Here is a 21,561-nt window from a genome sequence, read left to right on the forward strand (position 1 = left end):
TTGGGATCAGCCGGCGAGCGACGTGGCGCGGCTGGGCAATTCCACGGTGAACGTCGCACCCGTACCGACCCCGGCGCTGGTCGCGGTGATCCGGCCATGGTGGGCATCGACAAGGGCCTTTGCGATCGCCAGCCCGATGCCGGAACCGCCGTGTGCGCGGTCACGTGCCGAGTCGGCGCGGTAGAACCGCTCGAACAACCGCGGCAGATGTTCGGCGGCGATGCCGTCGCCGTCGTCGGATACCTGGATCCGCACCGAACCACCGGCGGGCGTCGCCGTCACCCGCACCGTGCCGCCGGCATCGGTGTGCCGCAGTGCATTCGTCAGCAGGTTGGCCAGCACCTGGTCGAGGCGCTGCGGGTCGGCCCAGAGGTCAGGCAGTCCCGGCGCGATATCCGATGTCAGCGCAACACCTTTCGCGCGGTACGGCGCGGCGAAGGCGTCGACGGCCGCACCGATCAGCGTTGCGGGCGCGACGGATTGGGTGTCGACGAGCGCCATGTCGCGTTCGGCGTCGGACAGCGCCCGCACGTCGGAGCTGAGCCTGGCAAGCCGACGGGTCTGGTCGCGCAGCACGCCGATCGTGGTCGCGTCGAGCGGATGGATGCCGTCTTCGATCGACTCGAGATACGCGTCGATGACGGAGACGGGTGTGCGAAGCTCGTGTGCCAGGTCGGCCAACAACTGACGCCGGGTGGTCTCGACGGAGCCGAGCTGCTCGGCCATGGTGTTGAAAGCGTCTGCGATGGCGTCGAATTCGGTGCCCAGGTGGGGTGGCGAGACGCGGATGTCGTAGTTCCCGTCGGCCACCGCGGTTGCGGCGGCGGCGAGCTCGGCCGTCGACCGGTGCATCCGTCGACTCAGGTACCAGCTCAGTGCCAGCGCGGTCGTGGCGGCCACCGCGAGCGACATCCCCACCGAGACGGCGGTCGCCTGCCGGAAGACATGCTCGTAGGGGTGCGGACCGGTACGTCCGGGGATGAGGACGTCTTGCATCACCTGGCGGAACATCGGCGGGCCGATGATGAGGGCGACCGTCGTCGTGGTGGCGATGGCCGCGATGACGACGACCGCGTTGGTGACGAGCAGGCGACTCCGAATGCCGTGCTTGCTGCGCGGATGGTTCTGGACCATCAGCCTTCTCCCATCCGGTACCCGACGCCGCGGACCGTCGTCACGTAGCGCGGCTCGGCTGAGTTGTCGCCGAGCTTCCGGCGTAGATGGCCGACATGGACGTCGACGACGTTGTCGTTGCCGAACCACGATTCGCCCCACACGGCTTCCAGGAGTTGATGTCGCGTCCACACCTGGCGCGGGCGGGACGACAGCGCGGCCAGTACGTCGAACTCGGTGCGGGTCAGCATGATCGGCGCGCCGCCCAGCAGGGTCTGGCGGCTGTCGGTGTCGATGTGCAGATCGCCGAACACCCGCGGCGGCGTCCCTGTGGCCGCGGCCGGGTCGGGTGCGCGCCGGGGCCGCCGCAGCATCGCGCGGATACGGGCCACCAACTCGCGGGGACTGAACGGCTTGGTGACGTAGTCGTCCGCGCCGACCGACAGGCCGACGATGGTGTCGATCTCGGTATCGCGGGCCGTCAGCATCACGACATACGCGTCGGAGAACACGCGAAGTTGTCGGCATACTTCGATGCCGTCGAGTCCGGGCAGGCCGATGTCGAGGATGACCACGTCGGGATCCAGCTCGCGGGCAGCGACCAGGGCCGACGGGCCGTCGCTCGCGACGCGTACCTCGAAGAGTTCTCGCTTGAGGTAGCTGGCCACGACGTCGGCCAGCGCGGCCTCGTCGTCGACGACCAGCGCGCGCAGACCTGGCGCGGGTTCGGTGGCGGTCACCTGCTCATAGTGCACCCGCGCGCTGGCGGGGTCGACCGGATGACCTGGTCAGAGCCGGGTTCTTTAACGAATCTTCATCGTTCCTCCGGGGAACCCTTGTCGGCCGATTCGAGGCTGGAAGCCGTCAGAACCTCAACCCGAAGGGACACCGAAATGATCACCAAGATCGCCTTCTTCTCCACCGCCGCCGCAGCGCTGGCCGCTGCGGCGCTGACGGCCGCGGGCCCGGCGCAGGCTGCCAGTGTGTCCGGCAACAATGGCGCCGACGTCGTGTCCACGCTGCGCAGCGAGGGCTACAACGTGCAGGTCGACGGTGCCCCGAGCGCGCCGCTGTCGGCGTGCACCGTGACCGACGTGCACGGTTTGCCCAACCCTGCGGACCCGACCCAGCGTGCCGACACCCGCATGGTCAACAACGTCTACGTCGACGTGACCTGTGCGTCGGACTCCTGACTGGGCGGCCCGCAGGCTGCTCGCCGGCGGCGACATGGTTATGTGAGGACGTGACCGAAGCGCAGTCGCTGCCGCTGGCCGGGATCACCGTCGTCGCGATGGAGCAGGCGGTGTCCGCGCCGATGTGCACGCGCGTGCTGGCCGACTTCGGTGCCCGGGTGATCAAAGTTGAGAATCCGCGGGGCGGTGACTTCGCCCGCGACTACGACGACGTGGTGCTGGGCCAGGCGGCGCATTTCGTCTGGGCCAACCGCGGCAAGCAGTCCATCACCCTGAACCTCAAGTCCGACAAGGGCATTGCGGTGCTGCACCAGTTGCTCGACCGTGCCGACGCGTTCGTCTCCAACCTGGCGCCGGGAGCCACCGCGCGGCTGGGTTTGTCGCCGGAGGAGCTCGGCAAACGGCACCCGCAGGTGATTCCCGTGGAGATCGATGGCTATGGGCCGGGCGGACCCCTTTCCCGGAAGCGCGCGTACGACCTGCTGGTACAGGCGGAATCCGGCTCGTGTGCGGCCACCGGCTTTCCGGGAATGCCGGCCAAGCCGGGCCCGCCCGTCGCCGACATCTCCACCGGTCTGTACTCGGCGCTGTCCATCATGGCGCTGCTGGTGGGCCGGGCCCGCGGGGTATCGGTCGGTGCGGCGCCGTCGGTCGCCGTCAGCCTGTTCGACACGATGACCGACATCATGGGTTATCCATTGACGTACACCCAGCACTCCGGCGTGAACCAGCAGCCGCTCGGGATGGCATCACCGGCCGTCGCGCCGTACGGCGCCTTCGCCACCCGCGATGGGCAGACGGTGGTGCTGGGCACGACCAACGACCGGGAATGGCAGCGCCTGGCCAGGGAGATCATCGACCGGCCCGACCTCGCCGACGACCCACGATTCGCTACCAACCCGGATCGCTGCGCGCACCGCGACGAGCTCCATGCCGCCATCGGATCCTGGTGCGCAGAGCACGATCTCGAGGACATTCAGCGGATCGCCGACGCCGCCGGTATCGGCAATTCGCGGTACAACCTGCCCAGTGAGGTGGTCGCGCATCCGCACCTCAAGTCCCGCGACCGGTGGCGTCAGGTCAGCACCCCGAACGGCCCCATCGAGGCACTGTTGCCGCCGCCGGTGATCAGCGGCCTCGAGCTGAACATGGGGGCAATCCCCGGACTGGGTGAGCACACAGATGTGATACTCGGCGAATTGGGTTACCGCGCTGAAGATATCGCCGGCCTGCGGGCCGCCGGTGCCATCGGCGAGGTCTACGGATCAGGGAGCGACCATGCGTGAAGTCGTCATTGTCGAGGCCGTACGGACTGCCGTCGGCAAGCGCAACGGGGGACTGGCCGGCCAGCATGCCGCCGACCTGTCCGCGGTGGTCCTGAACGAACTGATGGAACGGTCCGGCGTGTCACCGGACCTCGTCGACGACGTGGTGTGGGGCTGCGTCTCGCAAGTCGGTGATCAGTCGAGCAACATTGCCCGGTGGTCGGTGCTCGCCGCCGGCTGGCCCGAGTCGATCCCGGGCACGACGGTCAACCGGGCCTGTGGATCGTCGCAGCAGGCATTGGATTTCGCCGTGCAGGCCGTGATGTCGGGCCAGCAGGACGTCGTGGTGGCCGGCGGCGTCGAGGTGATGAGCCGGGTGCCGCTCGGCGCGGCCCGTCAGACGGGGCAGCCGTACGGGCCGAAAGCGCTTGCCCGGTATGACGGTTTCGGTTTCAATCAGGGCATCTCGGCTGAGATGATCGCGAGTAAGTGGAGCCTGTCGCGAGCGCGGCTGGACGAGTACGCGGCGCGGTCGCACGAACTCGCTGCCGCCGCACAGGATTCGGGCGCGTTCGTCACGCAGATCGTGCCGGTGTTCACCGACGATGGTGGTGTGGTGCACGAGGACGAGGGCATCCGGCGCGGGACGACCGTCGAGAAGCTGGGCGGCCTCAAGCCGGCGTTCCAGGAAGACGGCGTCATCCACGCCGGCAACTCGTCGCAGATTTCCGATGGTGCGGCAGCGCTTTTGGTGATGACGCTGGAGAACGCGCTGCAGCTCGGCCTCACCCCGCTGGTGCGGTATGTCGGTGGCGCCGTCACCGGCGCCGACCCGGTCCTGATGCTGACGGGCCCGATTCCGGCCACCGAGAAGGTGCTGCGCAAGACCGGCGTGCGGATCGGCGACATCGGCGTCTTCGAGGTGAACGAGGCGTTCGCCCCGGTCCCCCTGGCCTGGCTCGCCGATACCGGCGCCGACGAGGCGGCGCTCAACCCACTGGGCGGCGCGATCGCGCTGGGGCACCCGCTCGGCGCGTCGGGCGCGGTGCTGATGACTCGCATGATCAACCACATGCGCGACAACGGAATTCGCTACGGGCTGCAGACCATGTGCGAGGGCGGCGGCACCGCCAACGCGACACTGGTGGAGCTGGTCGCTTAGGCGCTCTCGGGGCGCGTGAGGTCCAGCGCGATGTCGACGAGCATGTCCTCTTGCCCACCGACGAGTCCGCGTCGACCCGCTTCCTCCAACAGCGTGCGGGCGTCGAGATCGAAACGCGCAGCGGTGGTCTCGGCATGCCGCAGAAAGCTGGAGTACACACCCGCGTAGCCGAGCGTCAGGGTTTCACGATCGACGCGGACCGGGCGTTCCTGCAGCGGGCGGACCAGATCGTCGGCGGCATCCTGCAGCGCGTGCAGATCGCAGCCGTGCTGCCAGCCGAGCTTGGTGGCCGCGGCGATGAAGACTTCCAGCGGTGCGTTGCCGGCGCCGGCGCCCATGCCCGCCAGTGATGCGTCGACGCGGTTGGCGCCGTGTTCTACAGCGGCGATCGAATTGGCCACTCCCAGCGACAGATTGTGGTGCGCATGGATGCCGATTTCGGTTGCCGGGTCCAAGGTTTGACGCAGGGCGTCGACTCGATCGGCGACGTCGCGCATGGTCATTGCCCCACCGGAGTCGACGACGTAGACACACGTCGCGCCGTACCCCTCCATCAGCTTTGCCTGCGCGGCGAGGGCGGCCGGCGTGGCGAGGTGACTCATCATCAAAAAGCCGACAGGGTCCATACCCAGCTCACGGGCAGCGGTGAGATGACGCGCAGAAAGATCGGCCTCGGTGCAGTGAGTGCCGACTCGGACGACCGAGACGCCGGCGCGATGAGCGTCGCCCAGCTGGCGTACGGTGCCGATGCCAGGGAGGATCAGCGTCGCGATGCGAGCGCGGGACACCGCGGCAGCGACGGCGGAGATCCACTCCAGGTCGGTGTGTGCGCCGAAGCCGTACACGCAACTGGACCCGCCTAGTCCGTCGCCGTGTGCGACCTCGATGGAGGCGACGCCCGCGGCGTCGAGCGCAGCGGCGATGGCCACGGCCTGCGTGATGGTGTACTGGTGCCGGACCGCATGCATGCCGTCCCGCAGGGTGACGTCGCTGATGTAGATCATGTTGGCACTCCGGCATTTTCAGTGGCGACCTCGACGAGCACGGTCACCTTGGTGCCGGCGAAGGCACCGATTTCTGGGATGTGTATCGGGCCGATGCTCTCGAACTGCACGGCCTGCTTGAGCCGGAAGCCGCCTACCTCAGCGCCGATCCGTGCCACCGCGGTGTGGATGTCTCGTTCGATGGCAACGTGATCGGCAGCACCGTCGACGAGACAGTAGATGGTGTTCCGCGTCGACGGGGACGGGCTGAGCAGCGAAATGACCTTCGCATGCCGCGCGCCCGCGGTCTGCACTGCGGCACAGGTGGTTTCGATGAGATCGTCGATGCCGCCCCGGATGTCCGGGCCGGCGGAGCGCGCCGAAATCGACGACACGATCTCGGCGTAGATCACGCTCGACGATCTCGCGACGGCAGCGACGATCGGCGCGGTAGCCCCGGCGGTCGCGGTCATTGCGCGTTCTCGGCGAGCATCCGGATCGCCGTGTCGTAGATGGCGTTGGCGTGTATCTCGAACAACTCGAGCAGGTCCACGGAGTCGCCGCCGAGTTCCTTGGCAATGAACAGCCCGTCGGCGCCGGCGATGGAGTAGTTCACCAGCAGCCGCACTTGCGCGTCGGCGAGGCCGGGGGCCAGCTCGCCGAGTGCTTCCGTGAGCGACGCGGTAGCTTGCGCCCGCGCTTGCAGGAAACGCGCGCGGGCCAGCGGCTCCACGGGTCGGCGCTCCAGCGCGAGCATGAGCCCGAGTCGCAGGAAATCGGGATTGTCGAGCAGGCCCTTCGCGAGCTGCTTGGCCAGGCCGATGACACGTTCCCGCGGCTCGCCGCCGGTGGGGAGTTCCCAGACGCGCAGCCAGGTCTCGAAGCTGCGGTCGATCACGGCGGCCAGCAGGTCGTCCTTGTCCTTGAAGTGCCAGTAGATCGAGCTGGCGGGGAGCCCGCACTTCTTGCTGACCAGGGCGATGCTCGTGCCCTCGTATCCGCGTTCGGAGGCAATCGCATTGGCGGCGTCCAGGATTCGCTCACGGGACTGCTCGCCGTCGGCTCGTTTGCGACGGGTCTTGGGTGCTTCGGTCATTTTCGCTCCCGACTCTTGACTCTGTAGCGATCACTACATTACCGTAGCGATCACTACAGAACAAGCCCCGGAGGCCCCAATGAGCAGTGAAGACACCTACGACGTCGCCGTCATCGGGTATGGCCCCACCGGCGCCACCGCCGCCAACCTGCTGGGGCAGCTCGGCTTGAAGGTCCTGGTGATCGAGCGTGACCCGGACATCTACAGCCGGGCGCGGGCGATCTCCACCGACGAAGAGGTGCTGCGGGTCTGGCAGTCGGTCGGGCTGGCGGAGCGCCTTCAGCGCGACATGCTGCCGGGTCGCCCCGTTGCCTTTGTCGATGCCCACGGCCGCCCGTTCATCGAAACGGTCATCTACGGCCGCGGGTGCGGCCATCCGTCGCAGCAGTTCCTGTACCAGCCGGCGGTCGACTCGGTACTCCGCGAAGGCGTGGCGCGTTTCGCCAACGTCGGGGTCCTCCTGGAACACGAATGCCTGCGGGTGGCCAACCGGACCGACGATGTCGAACTGCTGCTGGCCGACCTGCGTACCGACACGTTCAAGCGGGTGACCGCCCGCTACGTCATCGCTTCGGACGGTGGCTCGTCGGCGACGCGCGGGGTGCTCGGCATCGGGTACAGCGGACGCACCTACGGCGAGCGCTGGGTCGTCATCGACACCAAGGTCGTCAAGGAATGGGATGCCCACGACCGCTTGCGGTTTCACTGCAATCCGGCGCGCCCGACCGTCGACTGTCCGACCCCGCTGGGACACCACAGGTGGGAGTACCCGGCCAGGGGAGCGGAGGACGAGAAGGACCTGGTGAGTGACGAGGCGGTGTGGAAGGTACTGCGGGAGCAGGGCGTCACACCCGACAACGTCGAGATCCTGCGAGCCGTCGTCTACAGCCACCATGTGCGAGTGGCGGACCGCTGGCGCGTCGGCCGCGTGTTCCTGGCCGGCGACGCCGCGCACGCCATGCCGCCGTGGATCGGCCAGGGCATGTCCGCGGGCGTGCGCGACGCCGCCAACCTGTGCTGGAAGCTCGCTGCGGTCCTCCGGGGCCAGGCGCCGGACTCATTGCTGGATTCCTATGCCGCAGAACGCAAGCCGCACGTCACCGAGGTCACCCGGCGCGCCGTGCTGGTCGGCCGGATCATCACCGAGCGGAGGCCCTGGCTGGCCGCCATCCGCAACCACGTCGTGCGGGCGCTGACCAGAATTCCCGGCGCCAACGCCGTGGGGCAGAAATTCTGGTGGATTCCGGAGGCTCACTACGACGACGGCTTCTTCGCAGCCGCGCACCCGGCGGTGGGCCGGCAGATTCCGCAACCGACCGTTGACGGCGTGCCACTCGACGATCTGCTGGGCGGCGGCTGGACGCTGATGCACACCGGCGCCGTGCCGGTCGGAGCGGCGGCCTGGACCGCGGCAGGGGCCGCGACTCTGCAGGCAACCGAACCCAGCCTCGTGCGATGGCTGGCTGACCACAAAACCGACGCCGTCGTACTCCGGCCGGACGGATTCGTCTACGCCGCAGCCTCATCCGGCGGGCGGCTCCCGGCTCCGCCGGCCGGACTGAACCTCACCACCCTGACAGGAGCACCTGCATGACCACCACCCGCACCGAACACACCGTGACCGTCGGCAACCGGAAGATCTTTGTCGCCGAGGCCGGTTCGGGCCCCGCGGTGATGCTGCTGCACGGCGGCGGCCCGGGTGCCTCCGGCGTCAGCAACTACTCCCGCAACATCGACGCGCTCGCCAAGCGTTACCGCGTCCTCGTTCCCGACATGCCCGGCTACGGGCGCTCATCGAAGGGCATCGACAAGTCCGATCCCTTCGGCTCGCTGGCCGACGCGATGCGGGGGCTGCTCGACGAATTGAGCATCAGCACAGCACATCTGATCGGCAACTCCTACGGCGGCGCTGCGGCGCTGCGGTTGGCGCTGGACACCCCGGGCCGAGTCGGCAAGCTGGTGTTGATGGGACCCGGTGGTATCGGCACCACCCGTGGCCTGCCGACCGCCGGACTGAACAGCCTGCTGGCGTATTACGGCGGCACCGGTCCCAGCCGCGAGAAGCTGGCCGAGTTCATCCGTAATTACCTGGTCTACGACGGTGATTCGATTCCTGCCGAGCTGATCGATCTGCGCTACGCCGCATCGATCGACCCGGAGGTGGTGGCCGATCCGCCGCTGAGCCGGCCGTCCGGACCGTTCGCCCTGCGAACGCTGTGGCGCATGGACCTGACCCGCGACTCGCGGCTGGCATCGCTGCAGACGCCGACGCTGATCCTGTGGGGCCGCGACGACAAGGTGAACAAGCCCTCCGGCGGACCCATGCTGCAGAACATCATGCCCAACGCCGAACTCGTGATGACCACTCGTACCGGCCATTGGATGCAGTGGGAGCGTGCCGATCTGTTCAATCAGATGGTCGACGAATTCCTCACGGACAATACGGTGTTCCAGCCATGAGCGTCTTCGGTCATGTCTCGCTCGGTTACCTGGCGGTCGAGACCAAGCGGTTCGCGGACTGGCGGCGGTTCGGCCGCGACGCGATCGGCATGCACCTCGATGACCTCGACTCGGATGCCATCCGATTCCGGCTCGACGAACAACAATGCCGGTTCCTGCTGCGGCGCGGACCGGCCGAGGACGTCACCGCATTGGGCTGGCAAGTCGACGATCACGAGACCTTCGACGAGATCCTCCGCCGCGTGCACCGGTGCGGTGTGCCGGTCACTGTCGGGAGCGACGACGAAGCCGCGCTGCGCGGCGTCGAGCGCCTGGTGCGCATACCTGGCCCCAACGGCTTGGCGCAGGAGTTGTACACGCACGCGCACGTCGAGGACCACCTGTCCGTCGCCGGAAAAGGTTTTGTCACCGGCGAATTCGGGCTGGGTCACGTGGCCGTCACCAGCACCAGGCCGCACGAGGTGCGTGGCTACTACAACACCTTGCTCGATGCGCGGCTCAGCGACTTCATCGATGAGACGATGAGCGGGGTGAAGGTCAAAATCCGGTTTCTCCGGGTCAACCGGCGGCACCACTCCGTGGCCATTGCAGCGGTGAATCGGCTGCCCATCAACCCGATTCGGACCCGGGTGCAACACCTCAACATTCAGGTGGCCGAACTTGACGATCTGACGGACAGCTACCAGCGCGTGCGGGCCCTGGGATTCGACATGGCGCTCGGCATCGGTCAGCACACCAATGACCGCGAATTGTCGTTCTATGCCGTCACGCCATCGGGTTTCGAATGGGAGGTCGGTTGGAACCCGCTGATCGTCGACGAATCGACGTGGAAGCCGACGACGCACCAGGGCATCAGCATCTGGGGCCACGAGATGCAGGCCAGCGTCGACAAGCTCGGGCAGTTCTCGACCGCAGTCAGGTCATTGCTGCACCGCGAAGATACCGTCCCGGCGCTCGCCGGGGTGGGAATCCGCGACTAGTCCCGGGATTTGTGCACGATTTTCCGCGGTGGGCGCGGAATATCGTGCACAAATCACCGGAGGAGGAAACATCATGAACCGTATTGATACCCACCACCACATGGTCCCGCCGGTCTACCGCAAGGCGTTGGATCGCGCCGGTATCGGCGATGCCGGCGGCCGGGCAATGCCGGACTGGTCTCCGGAAGCGTCCCTGGACACGATGGCCAAGCTCGGTGTCGCCACCGCCATCCTGTCGGTCTCCGCGCCGGGCACGACGATGCTACCCGCCGCGGCTGATGCGGCCGCATTGGCTCGCGATGTGAACGACTACAGCGCGGAACTGGTTGCCGCCCAGCAGGATCGGTTCGGGTTCTTCGCCACACTGCCGATGCCGCACCTGGATGCCTCCGTCGCCGAAGCCGTGCGCGCTCTAGACGAATTGCATGCAGACGGAGTGTTCCTGCTGGCCAACAGTGTGGGGACCTACGTCGGCGCGCAGGGCCAGGATGCGTTGTTCGCCGAGCTCGACAAGCGTTCGGCCGTCGTGTTCATCCACCCCGCCGAGCTGCCGGGCCCCACGGTAGACGGAGTGCTGCCCTTCGCCGCCGACTTCCTGCTGGACACCAGCCGGGCGGCGTACCTGCTGGTGCGCAACGGCATTCGGCGCCGCTACCCGAACATCCGGTTCATCCTGAGCCATGCCGGCGGCTTCGTCCCGTATGCGTCCTACCGCATGGCCATGGGCATCACGAGTGATGTCGGCGGCAGCCCGGCCGATCACCTCGACGACTTCGCGAGCTTCTACTTCGATACCGCGCTGTCGTCCACGGCGGCCGCGCTGCCGTCGCTGCTGGCCTTCGCCAAGCCTGGTCACGTGACATTCGGGTCGGACTTCCCGTTCGCGCCCGTCGAGGTCAGCCAGCTGTACGCAGCCGGACTGGAGACGTACGGGGGACTGGACGACGCCGGGCGCCGCGAGATCGACCGCACCAACGCACTGGCGCTGTTCCCGCGGCTGGGCAGTGCCGCAGCGCCGGCGGCGCCGTCGTTGATTGCGCAGGCACAGCACGCCGCGAGCCGCGTGGTGATGCGGGGTGTCACCCGGTTGCTGGCGCGCTAGCCGCCTCGCGCCGGCGCACCTGGCTGTGCATGTACTTCGGGCTGGGGCCGTCATCATGCACTGACATCGTCAACGCATGGTGACAACGTCAGCCGAAGATGACGGGTCTGAATCGCAAGTGCTGCAGGAGAGCTCGACACGCCGAAGCGATGCGTTCAGGCAGCGGTCAGCGTGTCGGCGAACAATTCGGCGAGTATGACCGAGGCGGCCGGCTAGAGGTTTCCGACTTCGAGTTCGAGGTACTCCGCGTACTTCGCCTGTGCCGCTTCGCGTTTGCCCGGCAGCCACTCCGTCGGCCACAGCTCGTCGGTGCCCTTGTAGTCCCGCAGTACCTGCTTGGCGACCGTGACCTTGTGGACCTCGGTCGGTCCGTCGGCCAGCCCCATCACCGCGGCGCCGGCGACCATGCCGAGGAAAGGCACCTCGTTGGTGACGCCGAGTGCGCCGTGGATTTGCATTGCGCGCCAGGCGATGTCGTGCAGCACCGTCGGCATGACGACCTTGACCGCGGCGATGTCCTTGCGAACCTTCTTGTAGTCGTTGTACTTGTCGATCTTCCAGGCGGTGTGCAGCACGAACAGCCGGAATTGCTGCAGCTGCGCCCACGAGTCGGCGATGTAGCCCTGCACGGCCTGCTTGTCCGCCAGCAAGCTGCCGGCGGTGTGCCGCGAGAGTGCGCGCTCGCACATCATGTCGAGAGCCTTTTGCGCCAGCCCGATGGTGCGCATCGCGTGGTGGATCCGTCCGCCGCCGAGGCGGGTCTGCGCGATGACGAAGGCCTGGCCCTCGCCGCCGAGGACGGCCGAATTCGGTACGCGCACATTGTCGTAATGGATCAGGGCGTGCGAGCCGTGGCCGTCGGATTCCCCGTAGATGGCCGAGTTGCGGATGATGTTGACGCCCGGTGTGTTGGTCGGCACGAGGAACATCGACATGCCCTGGTATGGGCTGACGTCGGGGTTGGTCACCACCATGACGATCAGGAACGTGGAGGTCGACGCGTTGGACGAGAAGAACTTGTACCCGTTGATCACCCAGTCGTCGCCGTCGCGGACCGCGGAGGTCGTGAACTGGGTGGGGTCGGCGCCGCCCTGCGGCTCCGTCATCGAGTAGCAGGAGAAGACCTCGCCGTTGAGCAACGGCCGTAGGTACTGCTCCTTCTGCTCGGGAGTGCCGTAGTGCGCGATGATCTCGGCGTTGCCGGTGTCGGGCGCCTGGCAGCCGAAGATGATGGGCGCCCACTGCGACCGGCCCAGAATCTCGTTGAGCAGCGCCAGTTTCAGCTGCCCGTAGCCCTGCCCGCCCAGTTCGGGGCCAAGGTGCGTGGCCCACAAGCCTTTTCGGCGGACCTGTTCCTTGAGTGGGTCGACGACCCGGCGCCGGGTCTCGTCGAGCGCGGTGTACTGCAGGTGCGGCCAGATGAGGTCGAGCGGCTCGACTTCGTCGCGCACGAAGGTGTCGGCCCAGTCGAGGAGTTCCTGGAACTCCGGATCGGTTTCGAAATCCCAAGCCATCGTTCAGTTCTACCGCGAGCAGACGTAAAACTGTCGATTTTGCTGGTTGCGGTGACAGTTTTACGTCTGTTCGGAAGTTAACCGAGAGCCAGTGAGTAGGTGTTGGCGAGGTTGTCCTGCGTGACGTGAGCGGCTTCGGTGGTGGTGTCGATGCGCAGTGGGCTGGCCAGCGTCGAGGTCCGGTAGTTCCAACCGTCGGGCAGCTGCAGTCGCGCACCCAGCCCCGGCAGGTCCGCCAGTGCGAGCGTCGGGTCGACCGTCTGGCTCCATGACTGCATGACCCAGCGTTGTCCGTGCGGGTCGAGGAGCTCGAAGACAGGCCGCCCGGCGCCGAACACGAACACCGTGCGGCGGCTGACCTTGTTCACGCTGAAGGGCGCGGGGTTCATCGACGACAGTTCGACCGTCGCCTGCTGCAGCATCTCGATGCCGCCGAACGTCCGCTTCTCGCCGACGTCCTCGCGGGTTTTCACGATCTCGCTCATCAGCCAGTAGCGGGGACCGTTGAGCAAAGCGGCGGCGACCCCGTTCTCCTCGGCGAGGGCCTGGGGGTTGAGCGCGGACCACGCCTCCTGCGGGCAGTCGTTCAGCGGGAAGGTGTTGAACACCGCGACCTGCGGCCCGGTCGGCGTCTGGGAGACCAGCAGCACTTCGCCGTAGCGCTTGCCGAAGGTGTCGGCCGGAGAATTTTCCACGCCGTCAACGCTACGGCCGAAACCGGGCGAAAAGAGCCCGATTTATCCCATTTCGTGGGAGGTCGGAGGCCTTTTTGGTGGCCGCTATGGATAAAAGTTTGGTTAGCTAGGTATATTTCGCGCGACAGTGATTTTGTAACGCCGACGAGCTCCATTTCCGTGGACCTGGCGGGCCTGACGGAAGGGTGCCCCGAGTGAGTGCCACCAACACCGAGCGATCCAGGATCGGCCACCTGATCTGGGTGCTCGCGGTGCCGATCGTGATCGGCTGGTTCCTGCTCAACGTCGCCACCAACACGCTGGTCCCGCCGCTGGAGAAGGTCGGCGAGGAGCACACCGTCGGGCTGAGCGCCCAGGACGGCCCGGCGATGATCGCGATGAAGCAGATCGGCGCGAACTTCCAGGAGTTCGACTCCGACAGCAACGCGATGATCGTTCTCGAGGGCGACCAGCCGCTCGGCGCCGAGGCACACCACTACTACGACGGTCTCGTCGCGAAGCTGACCGCCAACACCGACCACGTCGAGCACGTCGCCGACTTCTGGAGCGACCCGCTGACGGCCGTCGGCTCCCAGAGCGCCGACGGCAAGGCCGCGTACGTCCAGGTCTACCTGCGTGGCAATCAGGGTGAGACCAAGGCCAACGACTCCGTCGCCTCGGTCCGGCAGATCGTGGCCGACTCGAATCCGCCGGCCGGGCTGCACGTGTACGTCACCGGCGGCGCCCCGCTGGTGTCGGACCAGCACCACGCCGGTGACAAGAGCGTCGCCCGGGTCACCGCCATCACCTTGTTGGTGATCGCCGTGATGCTGCTGTTCGTCTACCGGTCGATCGTCACCATGATCCTGATCCTGCTGATGGTGTTCCTCGAACTCGGCGCGGCTCGCGGCGTCGTCGCGTTCCTGGCCAACGCGAACATCATCGGCCTGTCGACGTTCGCGGTGAACCTGCTGACGCTGATGGTGATCGCGGCCGGTACCGACTACGCCATCTTCGCGATCGGGCGCTACCAGGAAGCGCGCGGCGACAGCGAGGACCGGGTGAAGGCCTACGACACCATGTTCCGCGGGACGGCGCACGTGGTTCTGGGGTCCGGTCTGACCATCGCCGGCGCCATGCTCTGCCTGAGCTTCACCCGGCTGCCGTACTTCCAGACCATGGGCGTGCCCTGCGCGATCGGCACCCTCGTCGCCGTTCTCGCGGCACTGACGCTGGGGCCCGCCGTCATCAAGATCGGTAGCCGCTTCGGGCGCTTCGAACCCAAGCGCGCCATCCACTCCCGCGGCTGGCGTCGTGTCGGTGTTCTCGTGGTGCGCTGGCCGGGACCGGTGCTCGTCGCGACGCTCGCGCTCGCCCTCGTCGGATTGGTGACGCTGCCCGGCTACAAGACGAACTACGACGCACGCCGCTACGTGCCGGCCGACCTGACCGCCAACGTCGGATACACCGCCGCCGAAAGGCATTTCAGCGCTTCGCGGATGAACCCTGAGCTGCTGATGGTGCAGAGCGACCACGATCTACGGAACTCGGCCGACTTCCTGGTGATCAACAAGATCGCCCGGGCCATCGTGCACACCCCGGGCGTCGCGCGGGTACAGACCATCACCCGCCCCGACGGAAAACCCATCAAGCACACGACGATTCCGTTCATCATGGGCATGCAGGCCGTCACCTCGAAGATGACGGAGAAGTACCAGCTGGACTCGATGGCCAACATGCTGCAGCAGGCCAACGACATGCAGGTCAGCATCGACACGATGACCAAGATGCAGGCCATCACCACGCAGATGGCCGCCACGACGCACGACATGTCGATGAAGACCGCCAACATGGCGCTCGACGTCGCCGACCTCCGTGACCACATCTCCGATTTCGACGACTTCCTGCGGCCCATCCGGAACTACCTGTACTGGGAACCGCACTGCTACGACATCCCGATGTGCTGGTCCACGCGGGCACTGTTCGACACCCTCGACGGCATCGACGTCATGACCGACGACATCCAGACGCTCGTCCCGGATCTGATGAAGATGGACAAGCTGACGGCCGAGATGGTCACGGTGATGCCGCCTCAGATCGAGGTCATGAAGAACATGAAGCAGTACATGCTGTCCATGTATCAGACCCAGAAGGGTCAGGTGGACCAGCGTGCGGCGTCGTCGGACAACGCGGCGGCCATGGGCGAGGCGTTCGACAACTCGCTGAACGACGATTCCTTCTACCTGCCACCGGAAGCCTTCGACAACAAGGACTTCAAGCGCGGCATGAAGAACTTCATCTCGCCCGACGGCAAGTCGGTTCGCTTCATCATTCAGCACGAAGGTGACCCGGCGACGCCGGACGGCATCGCCCATGTCGACCCGATCAAGCAGGCCGCCAAGGAAGCCATCAAGGGCACCCCGCTGGAGGGCTCCAAGATCTATCTGGCCGGTACCGCCGCCACGTACAAGGACATGCACGACGGCGCGCAGTACGACCTGATGATCGCCGGAATCGCCGCGGTGTCAATGATTTTCATCATCATGCTGCTCATCACGCGAAGCATGGTGGCGGCGGGCGTGATCGTCGGCACCGTGCTGCTGTCGCTGGGCGCGTCGTTCGGTATGTCGGTTCTGTTGTGGCAGCACCTCGTCGGCCTCGAGTTGCACTGGATGGTGCTGCCCATGTCGGTCATCCTGCTGCTCGCGGTGGGCTCCGACTACAACCTGCTGCTGGTGTCGCGGTTCAAGGAAGAGCTGCCGGGCGGTTTGAAGACGGGCATCATCCGTTCGATGGCGGGCACCGGATCGGTGGTCACCTCCGCGGGTCTGGTGTTCGCGGCCACCATGGCGTCCTTCGCCTTCAGTGACCTGAAGGTCATGGCGCAGGTCGGTACCACCATCGCGCTGGGCCTGCTGTTCGACACCCTGATCGTCCGGTCGTTCATGACACCGGCCATCGCGGCGCTGCTGGGCAAGTGGTTCTGGTGGCCGAAGCGCGTCCGACAGGAGGCGTCCGAGCGGCGACTGGCGGCCATCGGGATTCAGCCGGCGGCGGCCGGTAAGTAACTGTTCTCCGCGAGCAGACGTAAAACTGTCATAAACCAGTGGTTTGCGACAGTTTTACGTCTGCTCGCGGAGTGACGTGACGAGCTCGAGCGCCATCTGACGGGCCAGGGTGATCGGCGCCGTCGACCGTTCGAGTTTCGACGCGGTGAGGGCGCCGTCGTAGATCAGCTGGATGCGCTGGGCGACCACGGCGGCGTCGGGCACCTGAGCGTTCTGTAGCAGCTCGTTCAGTAGCCCACGCATCCATAACCGGTGTGCCCGTACCGGTTCCAGGGTGTCGCCCGGGAATTCGGTGGCTGCGTTGGCGTACAGACAGCCCCGGAATTGGCGCTTGCGTGCCGCGGCGGCCGCGAGGTCGAAGAACGCCAGCAGCTTGTCCACCGGGTCGGCGATGCCGGAAGTCTTCGATTCCCAGCGGTTGCGATCAGCCTGATCCAATCGGTTCAGGTACGCGATCACCAACGCGTCCTTCGAGCCGTACGAGCTGTAGAGGCTGGCCTTCGCGACCCCCGCCTCGCGCAGGATCGTGTCGATGCCGACGGCCCGAATTCCCTGTGCGGCAAAGAGATTCGACGCGGTGTCGAGTAGCCGCTGGGCCGGCCCGACGGTGTCGGTGCGGGGTGCCGGCCGGTCTGGCCGGGGGGTGCGGGTCGCGCTCATATCTGCACCATAGCGGAGAACCGTCGATAGACAGACCGGTCTGTTCATGCGAGCGTCGTGATGTCATCGACGCCCGACGAACAGGAACACACCGTGACGCTGTACCTCTACGAAATCGCAGGACTGCCCGGCCGGGCCGAGGTCGACCAGGCCATCAAGACGCTCGACGCCGAAGTGCACCGGGCCGGCGGCGAACTCATCGAGGCGCAGGTGACGGCTCAGCACCGGTTGTTCGTGGTCGTGGAGCTCGCCGGCGGTCCGCTGCAGATCGACGCGCCGTCGGTCGGGGCCGCCGAGCTGACCGGCCCGCACGAAGTGCGACTGGTCGGTGCGGAACTGGACCAGCTGAAGGCCGTCCGCCCGACGGCGGGATACCTGGTCGAGTGGGACCTGCCCGCCGACCTGGACATGGAGAGCTACCTGAGCCGCAAGAAGGCCAACGCGCCGAAATACGCGGAGGTGCCCGAGGTCAGCTTCCTGCGCACCTACGTGCGGGTCGACATGGACAAGTGCCTCTGTTTCTACGACGCGCCGGACGAGGACGCGGTGCGGCGGGCGCGCGTGGCGGTGCAGACCCCGATTGATCGGTTGTACGGACTGGAAAGTGGTGGGCAATGACAACTCTGGTGTCCGACGACGTCGCGACCAGACTGGCTCATGTCACGGCCGGGGTGGACGCCCGGGCCGGTGACCTGGACGCGGGCCTCAACGACGTCCGTGACGATCTGCGCGCCCTCGGCGCTTCCGGATTGTTCGGGCTACCGGATCTGCCCGACACCGTGCGGGTGATCGAGCAGGTGTCGGCGGTGAGCCTCGCCGCCGGATTCTCGGCGTGGGCGCATCAGATGGCGATCCACTACCTCGCCGACCGGCCGGACCTGTCGGAGGCGTTGCTCACCGCACGCCGTCCTGGCGTGACCGCCATGGCCGCCGGGCTCAAGCACGTGGCGGGCCTCGGGCAGCTCCCGATCTTCGCCGGGGAGACGCGTCGTGGTCTGCGGCTCAACGGACCAATCCGCTGGGCATCCAACGTCTTTGACGACGCGTTGATCGTGCTCCCGGCACGGACCGTCACGGGTCGCCTGTATGTCGTGGCGGTCGACGTGAGCGCGGTCGGCGTGGTGGTCGACCCGGTGCCCACGCTGATGGCATTGGGCAGCACCGGGTCGACGTCGCTGCGCCTGGAAGAGGTCGAGGTGAAAGCCGACCGCATCATCAGCGCCGACCTCACCGGGTTCGTCCGCGGCATCAAGCCGACGTTCCTGCTGCTGCAGACCGCGTTCTGCGTCGGCGTCACCGGGGCGGCGCTGACCGCGGCCGGTCGGGCGACCGACGGGCTGGCCGCCCAGTTCGACGGCGACCTCGCCGATCTGGTGTCGCACGCCGAAGCCAACCGCCGCCGGCTCTACGAATTCGCCTCGGCGCCAGGGGAAGCCAACCTGGCCGACGTGATCCGGCTACGACTGGATGCCGCCAATGTCGCGGTGGGGGCGACCCGCCTGGAATCGGCGCTGGCCGGTGGTCAGGGCTATCGCGCGGGGACGGCCGCCAACCGCCGGTTCCGCGAAGCGGCTTTTCTGCCCGTGCAATCACCATCGGAAGGACAACTGAGGTGGGAACTGAAGCAGTTCGGATAACCGCGGGCACCAAGAGATTCGGGGACAGCGTCGTTCTCGACGGTATCGATCTCGCCATCGAGTCGGGGGAGTTCGTCGCTGTGCTCGGGCGTAGCGGCAGCGGGAAATCGACCCTGCTGCGGGTGCTGGCCGGCCTGGAATCGCTGAGCTCGGGAACCGTCAGCTGGCCCGCCGGTGGCGAGCGTCCGCACATCGGAGTCGTTTTCCAGGACGCGCTGCTGCTGCCGTGGCTGACGGTGCAGGGCAACGTTTCCTACGCGCGGCGATTCGCACACCGGCGCAAGGGATTCGACGCGGACTATGCGGCAGAGCTGATGCGGCGCTTCGGCGTCGACGGGCTGGCCGACCGCTATCCCGACCAGCTGTCCGGCGGGCAGGCCCAGCGGGTGGCCATCCTGCGCGCTGTGGCGACCCGGCCCCAGTTGCTCCTGCTCGACGAACCGTTCAGCGCGCTGGACCCCGCGACACGTGCCGACCTGCAGCAGTGGTTGACCACCCTCACAACCGAATTGGGTGTGACGGTGCTGCTGGTCACCCATGACGTCGAGGAAGCGCTCACCCTGGCGCAGCGCGTCGTGCTGCTGGCCGACGGCGGCCGGATTCAGCGTCAATGGCACCTGGAGGAGACGGACCGGTCGGGTCTGCGTGACGAAATCCTCAGCCATTACCGCGTTTCCGAACTGTGGGTGGCATGAGCAGACTGCTGATCTCACGACGGCAGGCCTTGATCGCCGCGGCAGCGGCTGCCGGTGGCGCCTTCGGCCTGGCCGACCTGGCGCACAGTGCCACGACCGATTCGGCCGCCGGCGGGCCGCTGCGCGTGGGATATCTGCCGATCACGGACGCCGCGCCGCTGTTGATCGCGCACTCCGCGGGTCTGTATCCGGCGGGTGTCGGCAAGCCGGTGCTGTTCCGGAGTTGGGCGGCGCTGGGTGAGGCATTCCTGAACCGTCAGCTCGACGTCGTGCACCTGCTGATGCCGATGGCGGTGCAGCTGCGCTATGCGCTCGGTGGCGGTGTCCGGGTACTCGGGTGGAACCACACCAATGGCTCGGCACTGACGGTCGCACCGCACATCCGGGAGTTGCCGGATCTTGCGGGTTCGCAGCTGGCGATCCCGTTCTGGTGGTCGATTCACAACATCGTGCTGCAGAAGTTGTTGCGGGCCAACGGATTGCAACCGGTGATCCGCCGGTCGGCATCGCGGGCCGACCGCACCGTGGAACTCGTCGTGATGAGTCCGTCGGACATGGTGCCGGCGCTGGCCACCGGCACCATCGGCGGCTACGTGGTGGCCGACCCGTTCAACGCGATGGCCCAGACCAAGAAGATCGGGCGCATCCACACCTTCCTCGGCGATGTGTGGCGCGACCATGCCTGCTGCGCCCTGGTGACCCGTGACGACGTCATCGCCAGTCGACCGGCGGCAGTGCAACAGCTCACGGACGCGGTGGTGACGGCGCAACTCGCGCTGTCGAAAGATCGGAAGGCGGCCGCGGCGAAACTCGGCGGCGGGCGCTACCTGCCCCAGCCGGTACCCGCGATCACGCTCGCGATGACCTATCCCACCGCGCCCTACCCGCTGCGTCACCCGGAGTGGCAGCCGCAGCGGCTCGGCTTCCAGCCGTTCCCGTTCCCGAGCTTCACCGATGAACTGGTGACGTCCATGCGCGACACCGTCATCGACGGCGACCGGCGGTTCCTGGACCGGCTGGACCCCGCCACCGTCCACAGCGACCTGGTCGACGACACCTTCGTCCGTAATTCCATACAGGCCCATGGCGGTCCGGCCGCCTTCGGCCTCAGCGGCGATTACACCCGAACCGAGCAATTGGAGCTGTCATGACCACAACAACCGTCCGCTCGGTGATCGATCCGCCGGTGGCAGTGCGCCGGTGGGCCCCGCCGGTCGGCGCCGTCGTCGTCGCGGTCGGCCTGTGGTGGCTGACGACCACCGTCCTGTCCGCCCCGCACTCGCTGCTGCGCCAGGCCGCACCACAGCGCGTCGTGCCTGCGATCGTCGACCTGTTCTCCCGCGGCGTGCTGCTGCCCGACATCGGGATCAGCCTGTGGCGGTTGGTGATCGGGCTGGCGGTGGCGGTCGTCATCGGGATTCCGGCGGGCCTGCTGCTCGGGCTCAACACCACGGCCGAGCGAGCGGCGGCACCGCTCGTCCAGTTCGTCCGGATGATCTCGCCACTGTCGTGGGCCCCGATCGCCGTCGCGGTGTTCGGTATCGGCAACGAGCCGGTGATCTTCCTGATCGCGGTGGCGGCCGTGTGGCCCGTGCTGATCAACACCGTGGCCGGCGTGCGCGCCGTCGACCCGGGCTTCCTGGACGTGGCACGGTCGTTCCACGCCACGCGGTGGGAGCTGATCACCGCCGTCGTGCTGCCGGCCATCCGGGGACAGCTGCAGACGGGCGTCCGCGTGGCGCTCGGCATCGCGTGGGTGGTGCTGGTCCCGGCTGAAATGCTCGGCGTGCGTTCGGGTCTGGGCTATCAGGTGCTCAATGCCCGTGACCAGCTGGCCTACGACCAGGTGGTGGCGGTGATCGTGGTGATCGGTGCGCTGGGCTTCCTGCTGGATGTCGTCGCCCGGCGCCTGATTTCTCCAGAACGGCCAGGAGCGGCGTCCTACCGAGGATAGGGTGT

21 protein-coding genes are annotated in these 21,561 nt (G+C 67.1%); 13 read left to right on the forward strand and 8 right to left on the reverse strand.

The features are described 5' to 3' along the window. Positions 1-6: 6 nt before the first annotated feature. Both BR47_RS0109020 and BR47_RS0109025 read right to left on the reverse strand, forming a co-directional pair. Entirely contained in the window at positions 7-1,134 is a 1,128-nt protein-coding gene (locus BR47_RS0109020; protein ID WP_029119291.1) for a HAMP domain-containing sensor histidine kinase, read from the reverse strand. Continuing rightward, positions 1,134-1,868 (reverse strand): winged helix-turn-helix domain-containing protein, encoded by a 735-nt coding sequence (locus tag BR47_RS0109025; protein WP_029119292.1) that lies wholly within the window; start codon positions 1,866-1,868, stop codon positions 1,134-1,136. The genes BR47_RS0109020 and BR47_RS0109025 overlap by 1 nt, the downstream gene beginning before the upstream one ends. Before the next feature lie 138 nt (positions 1,869-2,006). On the opposite strand from BR47_RS0109025, the gene BR47_RS0109030 reads away from it, so the two are divergent. Genes BR47_RS0109030 through BR47_RS0109040 form a run of 3 tightly spaced genes read left to right on the forward strand, consistent with a single transcriptional unit; the run spans position 2,007 to position 4,733 of the window. Further along, the gene (locus tag BR47_RS0109030; protein WP_020102319.1) at positions 2,007-2,306 is read left to right on the forward strand and encodes a hypothetical protein; all 300 of its coding nucleotides are present in this window, start codon (positions 2,007-2,009) and stop codon (positions 2,304-2,306) included. A 50-nt stretch (positions 2,307-2,356) separates the two neighbouring features. Next, positions 2,357-3,592, forward strand: coding sequence for a CaiB/BaiF CoA transferase family protein (locus BR47_RS0109035; protein WP_029119293.1), 1,236 nt, complete (start codon positions 2,357-2,359; stop codon positions 3,590-3,592). Next, positions 3,585-4,733, forward strand: coding sequence for a thiolase family protein (locus BR47_RS0109040; protein ID WP_029119294.1), 1,149 nt, complete (start codon positions 3,585-3,587; stop codon positions 4,731-4,733). Before BR47_RS0109035 ends, BR47_RS0109040 begins: the two co-directional genes overlap by 8 nt. Here the strand turns inward: BR47_RS0109040 and dmpG are convergent. The 3 genes from dmpG to BR47_RS0109055 are packed head-to-tail and all read right to left on the reverse strand — an operon-like array spanning position 4,730 to position 6,812. After that, positions 4,730-5,737, reverse strand: coding sequence for a 4-hydroxy-2-oxovalerate aldolase (dmpG, locus tag BR47_RS0109045; protein WP_029119295.1), 1,008 nt, complete (start codon positions 5,735-5,737; stop codon positions 4,730-4,732). The genes BR47_RS0109040 and dmpG overlap by 4 nt on opposite strands. Continuing rightward, entirely contained in the window at positions 5,734-6,189 is a 456-nt protein-coding gene (locus BR47_RS30115) for a hypothetical protein (protein WP_020102315.1), read from the reverse strand. The genes dmpG and BR47_RS30115 overlap by 4 nt, the downstream gene beginning before the upstream one ends. Then, on the reverse strand, positions 6,186-6,812 hold the full coding sequence (locus tag BR47_RS0109055) for a TetR/AcrR family transcriptional regulator (protein ID WP_029119296.1): 627 nt from the start codon (positions 6,810-6,812) through the stop codon (positions 6,186-6,188). Before BR47_RS0109055 ends, BR47_RS30115 begins: the two co-directional genes overlap by 4 nt. A 79-nt stretch (positions 6,813-6,891) precedes the next feature. Here BR47_RS0109055 and BR47_RS30120 point away from each other — a divergent pair, with 79 nt between their 5' ends. The 4 genes from BR47_RS30120 (at position 6,892) to BR47_RS0109075 (ending at position 11,354) form a co-directional block, all read left to right on the forward strand. Beyond that, a complete protein-coding gene (locus BR47_RS30120) occupies positions 6,892-8,406 on the forward strand; it encodes a bifunctional 3-(3-hydroxy-phenyl)propionate/3-hydroxycinnamic acid hydroxylase (RefSeq protein WP_090562662.1) in 1,515 nt (504 codons plus the stop codon). Then, on the forward strand, positions 8,403-9,272 hold the full coding sequence (locus tag BR47_RS0109065; protein ID WP_029119297.1) for an alpha/beta fold hydrolase: 870 nt from the start codon (positions 8,403-8,405) through the stop codon (positions 9,270-9,272). The genes BR47_RS30120 and BR47_RS0109065 overlap by 4 nt, the downstream gene beginning before the upstream one ends. Further along, entirely contained in the window at positions 9,269-10,252 is a 984-nt protein-coding gene (locus tag BR47_RS0109070) for a VOC family protein (protein ID WP_029119298.1), read from the forward strand. Before BR47_RS0109065 ends, BR47_RS0109070 begins: the two co-directional genes overlap by 4 nt. A 73-nt stretch (positions 10,253-10,325) precedes the next feature. Then, complete coding sequence (locus tag BR47_RS0109075) at positions 10,326-11,354, forward strand: amidohydrolase family protein (protein WP_029119299.1); 1,029 nt, start codon at positions 10,326-10,328, stop codon at positions 11,352-11,354. Between the two features lie 212 nt (positions 11,355-11,566). On the opposite strand, the gene BR47_RS0109080 is transcribed toward BR47_RS0109075, so the two are convergent. Both BR47_RS0109080 and BR47_RS0109085 read right to left on the reverse strand, forming a co-directional pair. Then, entirely contained in the window at positions 11,567-12,868 is a 1,302-nt protein-coding gene (locus tag BR47_RS0109080; RefSeq protein WP_029119300.1) for an acyl-CoA dehydrogenase family protein, read from the reverse strand. A 77-nt stretch (positions 12,869-12,945) separates the two neighbouring features. Continuing rightward, on the reverse strand, positions 12,946-13,563 hold the full coding sequence (locus BR47_RS0109085; RefSeq protein WP_029119301.1) for a hypothetical protein: 618 nt from the start codon (positions 13,561-13,563) through the stop codon (positions 12,946-12,948). A 194-nt stretch (positions 13,564-13,757) separates the two neighbouring features. Between BR47_RS0109085 and BR47_RS0109090 the strand changes: the two genes are divergently transcribed. After that, positions 13,758-16,610: an MMPL/RND family transporter gene (locus BR47_RS0109090; RefSeq protein WP_029119302.1), complete on the forward strand. Its 2,853-nt coding sequence runs from the start codon at positions 13,758-13,760 to the stop codon at positions 16,608-16,610. 54 nt (positions 16,611-16,664) lie between these two features. Here the strand turns inward: BR47_RS0109090 and BR47_RS0109095 are convergent, their stop codons facing one another. Further along, complete coding sequence (locus BR47_RS0109095) at positions 16,665-17,270, reverse strand: TetR/AcrR family transcriptional regulator (protein ID WP_029119303.1); 606 nt, start codon at positions 17,268-17,270, stop codon at positions 16,665-16,667. A 93-nt stretch (positions 17,271-17,363) separates the two neighbouring features. Between BR47_RS0109095 and BR47_RS0109100 the strand changes: the two genes are divergently transcribed. From BR47_RS0109100 to BR47_RS0109120, 5 genes are read left to right on the forward strand one after another with little or no spacing between them, the layout of a single operon-like run. After that, a complete protein-coding gene (locus BR47_RS0109100) occupies positions 17,364-17,888 on the forward strand; it encodes a DUF4242 domain-containing protein (protein WP_029105420.1) in 525 nt (174 codons plus the stop codon). Then, positions 17,885-18,907, forward strand: a complete 1,023-nt coding sequence (locus BR47_RS0109105; RefSeq protein WP_029119304.1) for an acyl-CoA dehydrogenase family protein — start codon at positions 17,885-17,887, stop codon at positions 18,905-18,907. Before BR47_RS0109100 ends, BR47_RS0109105 begins: the two co-directional genes overlap by 4 nt. Next, on the forward strand, positions 18,883-19,602 hold the full coding sequence (locus tag BR47_RS0109110) for an ABC transporter ATP-binding protein (protein WP_029119305.1): 720 nt from the start codon (positions 18,883-18,885) through the stop codon (positions 19,600-19,602). The genes BR47_RS0109105 and BR47_RS0109110 overlap by 25 nt, the downstream gene beginning before the upstream one ends. Continuing rightward, the gene (locus BR47_RS0109115; protein ID WP_036427031.1) at positions 19,599-20,753 is read left to right on the forward strand and encodes an ABC transporter substrate-binding protein; all 1,155 of its coding nucleotides are present in this window, start codon (positions 19,599-19,601) and stop codon (positions 20,751-20,753) included. Before BR47_RS0109110 ends, BR47_RS0109115 begins: the two co-directional genes overlap by 4 nt. Continuing rightward, positions 20,750-21,556, forward strand: a complete 807-nt coding sequence (locus BR47_RS0109120) for an ABC transporter permease (protein WP_051634701.1) — start codon at positions 20,750-20,752, stop codon at positions 21,554-21,556. The genes BR47_RS0109115 and BR47_RS0109120 overlap by 4 nt, the downstream gene beginning before the upstream one ends. The last annotated feature ends 5 nt before the right edge of the window (positions 21,557-21,561 follow it).

This window comes from Mycobacterium sp. UNC410CL29Cvi84, assembly GCF_000686745.1.
Classification (GTDB): domain Bacteria; phylum Actinomycetota; class Actinomycetes; order Mycobacteriales; family Mycobacteriaceae; genus Mycobacterium; species Mycobacterium mucogenicum_B.

Excerpts from the sequence above, each read along its gene's own strand:
- BR47_RS0109105 (WP_029119304.1), top strand. The coding sequence starts at position 17,885 with ATGACAACTCTGGTGTCCGACGACGTCGCGACCAGACTGGCTCATGTC.
- BR47_RS0109020 (WP_029119291.1), bottom strand. The coding sequence starts at position 1,134 with ATGGTCCAGAACCATCCGCGCAGCAAGCACGGCATTCGGAGTCGCCTG.
- BR47_RS0109075 (WP_029119299.1), top strand. The coding sequence starts at position 10,326 with ATGAACCGTATTGATACCCACCACCACATGGTCCCGCCGGTCTACCGC.
- BR47_RS30120 (WP_090562662.1), top strand. The coding sequence starts at position 6,892 with ATGAGCAGTGAAGACACCTACGACGTCGCCGTCATCGGGTATGGCCCC.
- BR47_RS0109040 (WP_029119294.1), top strand. The coding sequence starts at position 3,585 with ATGCGTGAAGTCGTCATTGTCGAGGCCGTACGGACTGCCGTCGGCAAG.
- BR47_RS0109115 (WP_036427031.1), top strand. The coding sequence starts at position 19,599 with ATGAGCAGACTGCTGATCTCACGACGGCAGGCCTTGATCGCCGCGGCA.
- BR47_RS0109080 (WP_029119300.1), bottom strand. The coding sequence starts at position 12,868 with ATGGCTTGGGATTTCGAAACCGATCCGGAGTTCCAGGAACTCCTCGAC.
- dmpG (WP_029119295.1), bottom strand. The coding sequence starts at position 5,737 with ATGATCTACATCAGCGACGTCACCCTGCGGGACGGCATGCATGCGGTC.
- BR47_RS0109030 (WP_020102319.1), top strand. The coding sequence starts at position 2,007 with ATGATCACCAAGATCGCCTTCTTCTCCACCGCCGCCGCAGCGCTGGCC.
- BR47_RS0109120 (WP_051634701.1), top strand. The coding sequence starts at position 20,750 with ATGACCACAACAACCGTCCGCTCGGTGATCGATCCGCCGGTGGCAGTG.
- BR47_RS0109070 (WP_029119298.1), top strand. The coding sequence starts at position 9,269 with ATGAGCGTCTTCGGTCATGTCTCGCTCGGTTACCTGGCGGTCGAGACC.
- BR47_RS0109095 (WP_029119303.1), bottom strand. The coding sequence starts at position 17,270 with ATGAGCGCGACCCGCACCCCCCGGCCAGACCGGCCGGCACCCCGCACC.
- BR47_RS0109055 (WP_029119296.1), bottom strand. The coding sequence starts at position 6,812 with ATGACCGAAGCACCCAAGACCCGTCGCAAACGAGCCGACGGCGAGCAG.
- BR47_RS0109065 (WP_029119297.1), top strand. The coding sequence starts at position 8,403 with ATGACCACCACCCGCACCGAACACACCGTGACCGTCGGCAACCGGAAG.
- BR47_RS30115 (WP_020102315.1), bottom strand. The coding sequence starts at position 6,189 with ATGACCGCGACCGCCGGGGCTACCGCGCCGATCGTCGCTGCCGTCGCG.